The 12,651-nt window shown below is 53.5% G+C and carries 11 protein-coding genes; 9 read left to right on the forward strand and 2 right to left on the reverse strand.

Features of this window, described 5'->3' with window-relative positions; genetic code table 11:
* Positions 1–201 precede the first annotated feature (201 nt).
* Positions 202–1,095, forward strand: coding sequence for a LysR family transcriptional regulator (locus B5E82_RS10255; protein ID WP_087307460.1), 894 nt, complete (start codon positions 202–204; stop codon positions 1,093–1,095).
* Here the strand turns inward: B5E82_RS10255 and B5E82_RS10260 are convergent.
* Positions 1,084–1,923, reverse strand: a complete 840-nt coding sequence (locus B5E82_RS10260; RefSeq protein ID WP_087307461.1) for a PHP domain-containing protein — start codon at positions 1,921–1,923, stop codon at positions 1,084–1,086. The two genes, B5E82_RS10255 and B5E82_RS10260, sit on opposite strands and share 12 nt — an antisense overlap.
* A 260-nt stretch (positions 1,924–2,183) precedes the next feature.
* On the opposite strand from B5E82_RS10260, the gene B5E82_RS10270 reads away from it, so the two are divergent.
* The 5 genes from B5E82_RS10270 (at position 2,184) to B5E82_RS10290 (ending at position 8,309) form a co-directional block, all read left to right on the forward strand.
* Positions 2,184–2,561 (forward strand): BlaI/MecI/CopY family transcriptional regulator, encoded by a 378-nt coding sequence (locus B5E82_RS10270; RefSeq protein WP_087307463.1) that lies wholly within the window; start codon positions 2,184–2,186, stop codon positions 2,559–2,561.
* Position 2,562: 1 nt separating this feature from the next.
* Positions 2,563–4,206: a M56 family metallopeptidase gene (locus B5E82_RS10275; RefSeq protein WP_087307464.1), complete on the forward strand. Its 1,644-nt coding sequence runs from the start codon at positions 2,563–2,565 to the stop codon at positions 4,204–4,206.
* Positions 4,207–4,259: 53 nt separating this feature from the next.
* Complete coding sequence (locus tag B5E82_RS10280; RefSeq protein WP_087307465.1) at positions 4,260–5,354, forward strand: hypothetical protein; 1,095 nt, start codon at positions 4,260–4,262, stop codon at positions 5,352–5,354.
* A gap of 113 nt (positions 5,355–5,467) precedes the next feature.
* Positions 5,468–7,543: a penicillin-binding transpeptidase domain-containing protein gene (locus B5E82_RS10285; protein ID WP_087307466.1), complete on the forward strand. Its 2,076-nt coding sequence runs from the start codon at positions 5,468–5,470 to the stop codon at positions 7,541–7,543.
* Position 7,544: 1 nt separating this feature from the next.
* A complete protein-coding gene (locus tag B5E82_RS10290) occupies positions 7,545–8,309 on the forward strand; it encodes a type III pantothenate kinase (protein WP_087307467.1) in 765 nt (254 codons plus the stop codon).
* Positions 8,310–8,383: 74 nt separating this feature from the next.
* On the opposite strand, the gene B5E82_RS10295 is transcribed toward B5E82_RS10290, so the two are convergent.
* Positions 8,384–9,643, reverse strand: coding sequence for a DNA polymerase Y family protein (locus B5E82_RS10295; RefSeq protein ID WP_087307468.1), 1,260 nt, complete (start codon positions 9,641–9,643; stop codon positions 8,384–8,386).
* Positions 9,644–9,935: 292 nt separating this feature from the next.
* Between B5E82_RS10295 and hydG the strand changes: the two genes are divergently transcribed.
* From hydG to arcC, 3 genes are all read left to right on the forward strand, one after another.
* A complete protein-coding gene (hydG, locus tag B5E82_RS10300; protein WP_087307469.1) occupies positions 9,936–11,348 on the forward strand; it encodes a [FeFe] hydrogenase H-cluster radical SAM maturase HydG in 1,413 nt (470 codons plus the stop codon).
* Positions 11,323–11,589: a hypothetical protein gene (locus tag B5E82_RS10305; RefSeq protein WP_087307470.1), complete on the forward strand. Its 267-nt coding sequence runs from the start codon at positions 11,323–11,325 to the stop codon at positions 11,587–11,589. Before hydG ends, B5E82_RS10305 begins: the two co-directional genes overlap by 26 nt.
* A 129-nt stretch (positions 11,590–11,718) precedes the next feature.
* On the forward strand, positions 11,719–12,651 hold the full coding sequence (gene arcC, locus B5E82_RS10310) for a carbamate kinase (RefSeq protein WP_087307471.1): 933 nt from the start codon (positions 11,719–11,721) through the stop codon (positions 12,649–12,651).

The raw sequence follows: 12,651 nt of genomic DNA on the forward strand, positions 1-12,651 counted from the left end.
TAAGTGCGCTTATGGAATGTGGATAAAAGGTGCGGAAAAAAATAAAATGGGGATAACATAATTTCTCAAGAAATTTTTTCTTTATGGCAGGCAGACATATTTTTTACCGTTCAAAACTGGTATAGTTATGCAAATATTGCATAACATGAATGCCTGTGTTATGCTTTTCTCAAAGGGGTGATTGTAATAAAAACAGAATACATGAAAGAATTTCTTGAGCTGGCGGATGCCATGAATTATTCAGCTGCTGCTTCAAAGCTGTTTATCTCTCAGCCGACTTTATCACGGCATATTCAAGCCATGGAAAAAGAGCTGGGGTTTCGGATTGTGGAGTCTTCAAACCATGGAATTTCCCTTACACGGGCAGGCGAAAATGCTGAGAAATCTTTTCGTAAAATATTGAAGGAGTATGAATCTTTTCTCAATCGAAATAAATATTTTTCCAATGAGATAACAGGAGCGCTCTCTATAGGTATTCTGTATTATCTGATGGGCGGATGTTTTGATGAATTTCTGAATGACATCAGGGAAAAGTATCCGTATGTGAGGCTTACCTGCTTGACAAATTACCAGCCGCAGGCTCTAAAAGAGGATCTGCAGAGAGGAAAGATTCAAATAGGCTCTTATCTTTGTTATAAAGGCAGATTGCCGGACGGCATGAAATTTCAGAAACTGGGGACAACGCATATGGTAGCAATGATGAGAGAAGATCATCCGCTGGCCCGGAAGAATGCAGTTACAGTAGAGGAACTTTCGGACAGTACCTTGATTCGGCTGGGAAACGATGATTTTTCCGAGGAGTTGACACAGGAAATGCTGTGGGAGCTTCATGTGACGTTCCGGAGTACCATTGAGACAGACAATATTGAAATGGTCCCTTTTGCCATTCGTTCTACGGGAGGGATTCATATCACAGGAGAAAGCTGCCGCAGACAGCAGGCGCCTTCTATCGTGTATAAACCGATTATCGGAAAGAATACTATTTACGACGTAGGGCTGGCGTCTATGGAGGAGGACAATCTCCTTGTTACGTTTTTTATGGAAGAGGCAAAACGATATTTTACGGAGAAGCAGTCCAAAAGCTTATTTTCTTAGCTCTTCCAGAACCGTATAGGGAATTTTCAGATTTCCCCGTCCGCTTCCCAGGTCGATCAGCGGCTTGTTTTTTCCATGGAAATCAGATCCCCCGGATATTTTCAGATTCATTTTCCGGGCCAGACGGCGCATATTGCTTTCGTCCAGACCTGTATTGGAGGAATAGATGGCTTCAATGGCAGCCAGACCATGCTCCTTCAGGTCTTTTACCAGCTGCTCCAGCTCTTCCGGAGCAAGATGATAGAGAAGAGGATGAGCCAGCACCGGGATTCCTCCAGCGCCCAGAATCAGCCGGAGGGCAGTCTGGGGCCGTGTTTTTTTCTTTTCCACAAAACAGGGACAGCCGTCGCCCAGATAGCGGTCGAAGGCTTCGGAAATGGATTTCACGCAGCCGTGCTCAAAAAGCCAGCGTCCGAAATGTGCCCGGGTGATTACCGTGTGTTCCCCGTATGCTTTCTTCAGATCCTCCATGGTGATGTCAAAGCCTCCGATTCTGCGCAGCAGGGACAGCATCTCTTCGTTGCGGGTGTCCCGGTTTGCCCGGAAGGACTGCAGCTTTGCGGCCAGATCTTCCTGTTCCGGGTCGATATCCAGGCCTACAATGTGAATATCGTGTCCATTGTAGTTGGTGGAAAATTCGATTCCGGGCACAAATTCGATCCCGTGTTCCGCGGCGGCGCAGGCTGCTTCCGCGAGTCCGTCAGTGGTATCGTGGTCGGTCAGGGCGAAGGCAGCAAGTCCTTTTTCTGCGGCATACGCTGCCAGCTCTGAAGGAGTAAAGGTTCCGTCAGAACAGGCGGAGTGCGTGTGAAGATCAATGTATTTCATAAGACAAAGACTCCTTTCAGTCATTCCTTCGGGTATCATTTCTGCAGTTGTCTGTTTCATTTTTGGCATCCTGTCCTTAATTGCCAAGAGCGGGTATGCCCTTGGCAATTAAGAGTATTCTATCATAATCCGTACGGATTTGCCAGAAGCGTCCCGCCGGATCTGGTTTCCTGCCGAAAGGATACTTGACAATTATTTTCGGCAAGTGTAGAATGGAGGAAAAGTTCTGCATTTGCCGAAGATAAAAGGAGGGAATCTGCATGAAGAGGCTGCCGGATTCAGAGCTGGAGTTGATGATGATTATCTGGGACGCAGGGCGTCCCATGTCCAGGAATGAGATAGAAGAACAGCTGCCCGGCGAGAGACAGCTTTCTGCGACGACGATTTTGTCGTTTCTGTCCAGACTTCAGGAAAAGAGGTTTGTACAGGTCCGGAAAGAAGGAAGGAACAACGTCTACGAGCCCCTGGTCCGGAAAGAAGATTACCTGAAACAGGAGAGCCGCAGTATCTGGAAACGCCTGTATCAGAATTCTGTAGGAAACTTTATGGCGGCTCTGGGGCAGGGAGATGAGCTGACGGATCAGGATCTGGACGAGCTTCAGGAATTTCTGGACCGAAAGAGAAAGGAGAGAGGCTGATATGCTGCAGGCGAAGCACCGCAGGGTTTTATGGCTGCTTCTGCTAATCTGGCTGCAGCTTCTTCACAGCCGGCTGTTGGAGAAGCTTATGGATGCTTCGTTCCGGAGTTTACAGCTGGGATCGGCGCCTGGAGATGATCTGAGAACTCTGCTGCCCTGTTTCTGGCTGGCCGGCGCACTGTGCATGGTCCTGTGGCAGTTTGGCTCCTATCAGAGATTTCGAAGGAAGGCGCTGGAAAGCATGAAGCCTGTGGAAGAATCCTGGATGCGGAGCGCCTGTGAGCAGGCGGCGCTGGAAGCGGGCTGTGAGGCTGTGCCGCCTCTGTATCAGAGCAGTTCGGTCAGCACACCTCTGGTACTGGGCTTTGCCGCTCCGGTGATGCTGGTGCCGGAGGGAGAATATACCTGGGCAGAGCTTCGGATGGTATTTCTCCATGAGTGTACCCATATCAGGAAAAAGGATCTCTGGTATAAGCTGATCTTTACGGCGGCGGCCTGCATCCTGTGGTTTCAGCCTCTTTTGTATCTGCTGAAGGCGGCGGCTTACCGGGACCTGGAGATCGCCTGTGATCAGAACGTAGTGGAGGGGAAGCCGGAGGCAGACCGGAAAGCATATGCGGATTTTCTGCTGGAGTCTCTCAGAAAGGGAAGAAACAGAGAACTGCCCTATTCGGCTTACTTTTACAACAGTAAATCAGTGATGAAAGCCCGTCTTGCCGTAGTGGAGGATACGCGGGTAAGATCCGGAATACCGGGGGCAGCCGTCTGCGCGGCGCTGGCGGTCCTGACGGTTCTGATATTTGCGGACCGTGTGAATGAGGTCCGGCAGGCTCTCTGGAATCCGTATGCCGCTGAGCCGCCTCAGAACCTTTATGAAGATTCTGAGCTTCCGGAGTGCAGAGCGAGAAACGGGGAAGGGGCGGCAGAAGTGACCTGGAATGACGGAACAGACTGGATGGAGGTCCCGGCTGCCCTGGAAGCTCTGACGGCCAGGGGCGACCAGATGGATGGAGCTCTCACGGGACTGCAGGATAAGAGCTATACGGTTTCGGAAGAGATGACAGCTTTTGCCTACGGCGGTTCTGCGGAAGTCCCTGTGACGGTTACCTGGACAAAGGATCAGGGGGCGAACTGGACCACAAGCGTAGTAACTCATGAATACAACAGTGTGCGCTGCCTCTTCTTAAGTTTTCCGGACGCGGAACACGGATTTCTGGTTCTGACAGCCGGCCGGACCATGTGGCAGGAAGGCGATGTGCTGTTTGCGACGAAAGACGGCGGTTATACCTGGACAGAGGTGGAGCGGGAGAGCGCGCCGGGGTACGAAGGCGTGCATTCCCTGACCATAGGGGCGGAGTTTGTCACGCCGGAGGTCGGCTTTGTGGCGATCCGCAGCTCCCAGGAACCGGAGTTGTACCGGACAGAGGACGGAGGAGTGAACTGGGAGCTCTGCGCTTTTCCGGAGTCAGGAGCTGAGAATGAGGAATTCTATACGATGGCCTATCCGCCGGAACAGAAAGAAGACAGGCTTTGTGTGTATCTGGGTATGGAGGAATATTCCGAGCTGGGAGGGACCAGACTGCGCTATGAATCGGAGGATTTGGGAAAGACATGGAGCTATACAGGAGAAGTACGGAGACAATAGCATGGAGGAGAAAGCTTAGGGGCTTTCTGTGGACAGGAAGGCTTTTCTGCCCTTTGTTTCTGGTTGTCTATGTGACGGCCTGGGGAGCGTTTGTGCGTCTGTGCCTCTACGGAGGCGTCAGGCGGAATCTGCCGCTGCTGGCTCTCTGCATGGCGTTTTTCGCTGTGTATCTGATTGTTTATTTTGCGGAACTTTGCATGTATGGAAAACGGAGCCTGAAGCGGATTTTTTCTCAGTTTGAAATAGAAGAGAACCGGATTGCGGCGGAGTGGGAAGAGGACGACAGGAAGCAGCAGGCGGTATTTGAACTTAGGGATGTGCGCTGGTACCGAAAAAAGAAAGGGCAGATCTTCCTGTTTCTGAAAGGGCACCGGTTTGTGTGGCTGGATACGGAGCAGATATCAGAGCAGAAACGGGAATTCCTGGAGATGAAGCTGACCCAGAGAGGAATTCTGGCCACGCATTTCTGGAGAATTCCCATCGCGCTGATTCTTGCCGGAGTGACTTTCCTTGGAGCGGCCGGCACAGCCTGGAGCGCGGTTCCCTTCAACGGAAAGCTGTCCTGGGTCATCAACGAGCTTCAGAGCAGCAGGAGAGTCCGCCTGGTGCACAATAACATTTATGAGGATGGGCTGGACGGGATTCTGGAGGATATCCGGGGAAAAGTGGATCTGCCGGAGAAGCTCTGCCTGGTAAACAGCTTCAATCTGCATTTCCGGGCGGATGGCACGGTGGAGACGCTGTACACCTTCGTAAAGGGCTTTGATGAAAACGGAAATTTTGTGGACAGCTATCTGATCAGCTATGACGCGGCTGACTCGGATAAAATTACCATCTGGCTTGGAGGGGCGGCGGATATGGAGTTTGATCAGGAAAAGGATCTGGAGCCGCTGCTGGAGGCCATGCGCGTTCTGCCTCTGAAGGAGACGGTGGAAAACTGGCAGGAAGATATATACGGAATCCTGTATTATGGGGAGCGGAGCTGGGGATACAGCACGGAGGGAATCCGGTATCTGGAGCCGGACGGGAGCGTGTCTTATCCGGGAGCGTATGCGTCAGCAGAGATCAAAGGCTTCAGCGTCTCTGTCTTCTGTCCGGAAAACGAGGCGGTTACGCCGGTCCGTTATCTGTACAGGGGAATTCTGTGAAACGGGACTTGTAACGGGTACAGGCGGCGTGTTACACTGGAAACAGGTGCGGCGGCTCTGTCTGCCGGAAGACGCGGCATAAGCGCGGGCGGTGAAAAGGGGGAACAAAGGATATGAAAAGAGAAATGCTGGCGGCAGCTCTGCTGACGCTTTGTCTGAGCTTTCTGGCAGGCTGCGGAAAGGAGCCGGTGCAGCCGGAGCAGCTGCTGACAGAATATATACAGCTGCTGAACGAGGAAAAGTATGAGGAGATGTACACGTACCTGTCTGAGGACGCAAAGGCACAGACGGATGAAGAGACTTATGTGAACCGGAACCGTAATATTTACGGCGGAATCGAAGCCTCGGATATCGTGATTGACATAGCGGAGGACGGGGACGAGGAAAAAGACGCGGATACAAGGCGGGTCAAATACACTGTCACCATGCAGACTCTGGCCGGGGAGCTGTCCTTTGATAATATGGTTGCCATTTTTAACAAGGATGAGGAAGGCAGCTATAAAATGGAATGGGACAGCCAGGATATTTTCCCAACCCTCCAAAATTCCGACACAGTGCGGGTGGTGACTACCGCCGCGAAGCGGGGAAATATCTATGACAGGAACCAGGTGGAGCTGGCGCGGGAAGGTGTGGCTTCTTCTGTGGGACTGGTGCCCGGCAAGCTTCCGGAGGATCGGGAAGCAGCCTTCACACAGCTGGCCTCTCTTCTGGAAATCAGCGTGGAGAAAATTGAAAACGCGCTGAGCGCCGGCTGGGTCCGGGACGATACCTTTGTTCCTCTGCGGACGGTTGCCAAGGACGCCATGGACCTGAAGGAACAGCTTCTGGAGATCCCCGGCGTCATGATCACGGATACCACGGTGCGGTACTATCCCTTCGGAGAGAAGGCGGCCCAGCTTACAGGCTACGTGCAGAATATCACGGCGGAAGAGCTGGAAGAGCGGGAAGGACAGGGCTATAATCAGAACAGCATCATCGGGAAGGCGGGAGCCGAGCGCGTCTACGAGGAACAGCTCCGGCCCAGGGACGGCTATTCCATCCAGATCTACAATGAACTGGGAGATCTGAAGGAAACAGTGCTGGAAAAAGCGCCTCAGGACGGAGAGGACGTCATGCTGACCATCGACATTACTCTTCAGCAGTATCTCTACCAGGAGATGGAGGGCGACGAGGGCTGCGCGGCGGCCATGGACCCTGTGAGCGGCGCGGTGCTGGCTCTGGTGAGCACGCCTGCCTATGATCCCAACGATTTTGTGATGGGCTATACCAGCAGCGCCTGGGAAGCGATCAATTCGGATGAGGCCCAGCCGCTTTACAACCGCTGGCTGGCCTCCTGGGTGCCGGGCTCTGCTTTCAAGCCGGTGACGGCGGCTCTGGCATTGACGGAAGGCACCCTTGATCCGGAGGAGGATATACAGAATGAGGGTCTCCGCTGGCAGCTGGATTCCAGCTGGGGAAGCTATTATGTGACCACGCTGGAAGACTATTCTGTGAAAAATCTGGAAAACGCGCTGATTCATTCGGATAACATTTATTTTGCCAAGGCAGCGGTGGGAATGGGAGCGGACGGCTTCGGGGAAGGACTGAATTCCCTGGGCTTCGGGGAAGAACTGCCCTTTGATTTCGCCCTGACAGCCTCCACCTACGGGACGGACGGGAAGATTACATCGGATACGGAGCTGGCGGACAGCGGCTACGGACAGGGAAAGATTCTCGTAAATCCCATTCATCTGTCTTCCATCTATTCCGCCCTTGTAAATGGGGGCAATATGGTAAAGCCCTATCTGACGGAGGGTCAGGAGACCACTTATTGGAAAGAAGGCGTCTTTGCGCCGGAGGCGGCAGAGACGGTGCTGAATGATCTGTACCAGGTAGTGGAAGCAGAGGAAGGAACGGCCCATGAGGCTTACAGCAGCGGCTACCGGCTGGCAGGCAAGACCGGAACGGCGGAAATCAAGGATTCCCAGGATGATACCACAGGCACGGAACTCGGCTGGTTTGTGGGACTGTGCGTAGAAGATACGGACAGCCCACTTCTGATTACCATGATGATCGAGGATGTAAAGGGACGCGGCGGCAGCCATTATGTGATTCCGAAGGTCTCGGCAGGCTTTGACGCTTATATTCTGGGACAGGCTCCTGCGTTTTCCGCTGACAGCGGCGAAACTCTTCTGGAAGGAGAACAGTGAGATGATACTGGCGATTGATATAGGAAATACAAATATTGAAGTGGGATGTATTCAGGGAGACGATATCATCTTTGTGGAGCGCATCCACACAGACAGCACGAAATCCGAACTGGAATATGCTATCAGCATCAAGACGGTGCTGGAAATCTACGGCATCGACAGAAAGGCCCTGGACGGAGGAATCATTTCCTCCGTGGTGCCGCCCCTGACCAATGTGATGAGGCGCGCGGCGGCCAAGGTGACAGGGCGGGAGATCCTCGTGGTAGGTCCCGGTGTAAAGACAGGGCTGGATATCCGCATCGACAATCCGGCTCAGCTGGGTACGGGCCTGGTGGTAGGCGCTGTGGCCGGTGTGGAAGAGTACAGCTGTCCCCTGGTCATTATTGATATGGGCACAGCGACCACCTTTACTGTGGTCAATGAAAAGAAGCAGGTCATGGGCGGCATGATCATGCCGGGCGTGAATGTGGCTCTGGATTCCCTCATTAACAGGACTTCCCAGCTGCCCAAGATCAGTCTGGACCCGCCGAAAAAGTTCATCGGCAGCAATACGGTCGAATGTATGAAAAGCGGAGTCCTTTACGGAAACGCAGTCTGTCTGGACGGCATGATTGCCCGAGTAGAGGAGGAACTTGGACAGAAGGTGACGGCTGTGGCCACCGGAGGCATGGCAAAATATATCGTGCCCTACTGCCGCACGCCGGTCAGCCTGGACGACGCGCTGCTCTTAAAGGGCCTGAAGCTGATTTACCGGCGGAATTCCTGAGAAATTCCTGAGAAATTGCAGAGAAGTTTCAGAGAAGTTTCTGAAGGATTCCTGGAGAATTCATGAACCTTTGCTCATGTTCCCCGGTGAACTGCGTTTTCCCCGTATTTCCTGCGGATTTTATCCATGGCGGCATCCAGCTTTTTCAGCTTTTCCGGAGAAGGACCGGCAGGCTTTGGCTTTTCCGGAGAAGGACCGGATGGCGCCTGCCTCTTCGGGGCAGCCGGAGCTGCCGGAAGGTCGAAAATGGAGAGCTGCACAGGCCCGTCCTCCGCGGTGAGTCTGGAGGAGCGGATGCCAAGAAGACGGACGGGCCGTCCGTCCCAGAGCTCGTCGAACAGGGAGCAGGCGAGGCGGCAGATCTCGTCTGCGCTGTTCACCGGAGAAAGAGCCTGAGTCTGGTGGGAAGCCTTGGTGAAGTCAAAGTATTTGATTTCCACGGTGATGGTGCCTGCCAGCTGGCCGGCGCTTTGCAGACGGCCGGCTACGCTTTCGGCCAGAGAATAGAGAATTTCCTTTGCCCTGGCTGCGTCGGTGACGTCTTCGGAGAGTGTGGTGGAGCTGCCCACGCCCTTGGCTTCCTGTTTCACCGTGACGACAGGGGAGGGATCGATGCCGTTTGCGTATTCCCACATGAGCTTTCCGTGCCTCTTAAAATGAGTGGTGAGAAAAGACGGATCGGACCGGGCCAGATCGCCGATGGTGCGCAGCCCCAGACTTTCCAGCTTGGAGGCGCTTCTTCTTCCCACCATGAACAGGTCCGAGACGGGCAGAGGCCACATTTTCACCGCGATCTCTTCCGGGTACAGGGTGTGTACCTTTCCCGGTTTCTCGAAATCGCTGGCCATCTTTGCCAGCACCTTCACCGTGGAGATTCCCACATTTACCGTAAAACCGAAGCTTTCAAAAATCCGGTCCCGGATAAGTCCCGCAGCTTCCTCAGGTGAAGCATAGCGGTGGGAGACGGAGGTGAAATCCATATAGCACTCATCGATGGAGACCTGTTCCAGTTCCGGAGAAAATTCCTCGGAGAGCAGCTTTATCATGGCGCGGCTGTACCGCCGGTACAGCTTGTGATCGGGCGGCTCCATGACGAGGCCGGGGCATTTACGCAGGGCGGCGGCCACAGGCTCGCCGGTCTGGATTCCGTATTTTTTGGCGGGAATGGATTTCGCCAGCACGACGCCGTGGCGGCTCTTTTCGTCTCCGCCGATGATGGAAGGAATCGTGCGCAGATCGATTCCGCTGCCTGTCTTCAGCTTTTCCAGAGCGGTCCAGCTCAGATAGGCTGAGTTGACATCGATATGAAAGATGATTTGCTTTTGCTGTGCCATGCCGGGTACCTCCTTTCGCGCTTCCTGCCGGATGTGCGGCGCATTCGTGATTCTGCCCACATTATAACACGGCAGAACATATGTTTACAATATGGGAATACTACAAAGTGATGGTTTGACCGGGCATTCGGATCGTGGTACACTGAAAATCAAAGCAGAAAACCAAAATAGAAAGCCAGAGCGGAAAATCAGAGCGGAAAACCGTTATCAGCAGGAAGCGTTCATGCGCGTCCTCCGGCAGCCCGGGCTTTCGGGCGGTCTCGTATCTGTGCCAAGAAGAGGAGGTAGTATTATGTATAACGCGGCATCAAAGCGCGCAGAGGAGTTTATCGATCATGAGGAGATCCTGGCATCGATCCAGTTTGCCCAGGAGAATAAGGACAACCGGCCATACATCGAATCCCTGATTGAGCGGGCGGCTGATTGTAAGGGGCTGAATCACAGGGAGGCCATGACCCTTCTGGAGTGTGAGGAACCGGATCTGGTGGAGCGGATGTTTCATCTTGCCAGAGAGATTAAGCAGAAATTTTACGGCAACCGGATCGTGATGTTTGCGCCGCTGTATCTTTCCAACTACTGTGTCAATGGCTGCACTTACTGCCCCTACCATGCGAAGAACAAGCATATTGCGAGAAAGAAGCTGACCCAGGAGGAGATCCGCCGGGAAGTCATAGCCCTTCAGGATATGGGCCACAAGCGTCTGGCTCTGGAGACGGGGGAGGACCCGGTCAATAATCCCATCGAATATGTGCTGGAGAGTATCAAAACCATTTACAGCATCCAGCATAAGAACGGAGCCATCCGCCGGGTAAATGTGAATATCGCGGCCACTACAGTGGAGAATTACCGAAAACTGAAGGAGGCCGGCATCGGTACCTATATCCTGTTTCAGGAAACCTATCATAAAGAAAATTATGAGAAGCTTCACCCCACCGGACCGAAGCATGATTACGCCTGGCACACGGAAGCCATGGACCGGGCCATGGAGGGCGGAATCGATGATGTGGGAATCGGCGTACTGTTCGGCCTGAACATGTACCGCTATGATTTTGTGGGGCTTTTGATGCACGCGGAGCACTTGGAGGCGGCCTGCGGCGTAGGCCCCCACACCATCAGCGTGCCCCGTATCCGGAATGCTGACGATATCGACGCTTCCACCTTTGAAAACGCTATTTCCGATGAATTGTTTGCGAAGATAGTGGCAGTAATCCGGATCGCGGTTCCCTACACGGGCATGATTATTTCCACCCGGGAGTCCAAGATCACCCGGGAAAAGGTTCTGGATCTGGGCGTATCCCAGATAAGCGGCGGTTCCCGCACCAGCGTCGGCGGCTACGTGGAGGAAGAAGAGGAAAATTCAGCCCAGTTTGATGTAAGTGATACGCGCACCCTGGATGAGGTGGTGAACTGGCTGCTGGAGCTGGGCTATATCCCTAGCTTCTGCACGGCCTGCTACCGGGAAGGGCGCACGGGCGACCGCTTCATGACTCTTGTGAAATCGGGACAGATCGCCAACTGCTGCCAGCCAAACGCGTTGATGACGCTGAAGGAGTATCTGGTAGATTATGCGTCGGAGGATACGAGAAGGAAGGGCGAGGCTGTAATCGCAGAAGAGCTGAAGCGGGTTACAAGCGATAAAATCCGGGCGATTGCGGCCCGTAATCTGGAGGAGATTGAACATGGAAAACGGGATTTCAGGTTCTAGCGGGGACTTCTGGGCTTCGTCCAGAAAATACCGCGGAATGGAAGAGCTGGAGAGCGGACACGGGGAGGAAGACAGGTTTTATACGCAGAAATTTGATTCCCGCTGTCCGGTGGACGCTTCCAAAGTGGTTCATACAGTGCAGTTCCGGAAGGCCACCTGCACTCGTGTGGATGATACGGTGGAGGATTTTTACTGCAGCAGGGACAGCAAATGCGTAAAATGTACGGAGAATTACCGGTGAGAAGGCCATGGTTTCCGTTGCTTTTTTACCGGTTAGCCATTATAATTAATTTTATTAGCGCCGGCGGCATGAGGGCGGGCGGCCCGGACTGCCGGAGGATGATATTGTGAATAGACGAGGTAAGGGGATATGAAAAAAAAGAAAATAGTAGTTGCGCTGGGACATAAGGCGCTTGGAACGACGCTGCCGGAGCAGATGACCGCGGTAAAGGGGGCGGCAAAGGCTGTGGCTGATCTGGTGGAAGAGGGCTGCCAGGTGGCTGTCTGCCACAGCAACGCGCCTCAGGTGGGCATGATTCATACAGCTTTAAATGAATTCGGAAAGGTGCATCAGGATTATACCTTTGCGCCCATGTCCGTCTGCTCTGCCATGAGCCAGGGATATATCGGATACGATTTGCAGAATGCTATTCGGGAGGAACTGCTTTCCCGCGGCATCGTAAAAACGGTCAGCACGATAATTACACAGGTAGTGGTAGATCCTTATGATGATGCTTTCGCGGAGCCCATCAAGGTGATTGGGCGGTATATGACGGCGGAAGAGGCGGCTGCTGAAGAGGAAAAAGGAAACTTTGTGGTGGAAGAGGAAGGCAAAGGCTTCCGCCGGATCGTTGCGGCTCCGAAGCCCAAGGAGATCGTGGAGATCGAGGCTGTCCGCACACTGCTGGAGGCGGATCAGGTGGTCATCGCCTGCGGCGGAGGAGGAATTCCCGTGCTGCGCCAGAGAGGCCGTCTTAAGGGAGCCAGCGCTGTGATTGAAAAGGACTATGCCAGCGGAAAGATGGCGGAGCTTCTGGACGCGGATATGCTGATGATCCTTACAGGACAGGAAAAGATGTCTATCAATTATGGCACGGACCGGGAGAAACAGCTGGATGTGGTGAGTCCGGAAGAGGTAGAGGAGTATGCGGCGGCAGGCCAGTTCCCCAGAGCCTCCATTCTGCCCAAGATGGCGGCGGGAGCCTCCTTTGTGTCTGGACGCGAGGGACGTGTGGCTGTGATTGCGGAGCTTACGAAGGCAAAAGAGGCCCTTCATGAAAAGGCCGGGACGATCATCAGATAA

This window comes from Lachnoclostridium sp. An138 (genome assembly GCF_002160765.1).
Classification (GTDB): Bacteria; Bacillota; Clostridia; order Lachnospirales; family Lachnospiraceae; genus Laedolimicola; species Laedolimicola faecalis.

What these genes read in the sequence shown, in the direction of transcription:
- B5E82_RS10255 (WP_087307460.1), top strand. Translation starts at nt 202, where the DNA reads ATGAAAGAATTTCTTGAGCTGGCGGATGCCATGAATTATTCAGCTGCT.
- B5E82_RS10260 (WP_087307461.1), bottom strand. Translation starts at nt 1,923, where the DNA reads ATGAAATACATTGATCTTCACACGCACTCCGCCTGTTCTGACGGAACC.
- B5E82_RS10270 (WP_087307463.1), top strand. Translation starts at nt 2,184, where the DNA reads ATGAAGAGGCTGCCGGATTCAGAGCTGGAGTTGATGATGATTATCTGG.
- B5E82_RS10275 (WP_087307464.1), top strand. Translation starts at nt 2,563, where the DNA reads ATGCTGCAGGCGAAGCACCGCAGGGTTTTATGGCTGCTTCTGCTAATC.
- B5E82_RS10285 (WP_087307466.1), top strand. Translation starts at nt 5,468, where the DNA reads ATGAAAAGAGAAATGCTGGCGGCAGCTCTGCTGACGCTTTGTCTGAGC.
- B5E82_RS10290 (WP_087307467.1), top strand. Translation starts at nt 7,545, where the DNA reads ATGATACTGGCGATTGATATAGGAAATACAAATATTGAAGTGGGATGT.
- B5E82_RS10295 (WP_087307468.1), bottom strand. Translation starts at nt 9,643, where the DNA reads ATGGCACAGCAAAAGCAAATCATCTTTCATATCGATGTCAACTCAGCC.
- hydG (WP_087307469.1), top strand. Translation starts at nt 9,936, where the DNA reads ATGTATAACGCGGCATCAAAGCGCGCAGAGGAGTTTATCGATCATGAG.
- B5E82_RS10305 (WP_087307470.1), top strand. Translation starts at nt 11,323, where the DNA reads ATGGAAAACGGGATTTCAGGTTCTAGCGGGGACTTCTGGGCTTCGTCC.
- arcC (WP_087307471.1), top strand. Translation starts at nt 11,719, where the DNA reads ATGAAAAAAAAGAAAATAGTAGTTGCGCTGGGACATAAGGCGCTTGGA.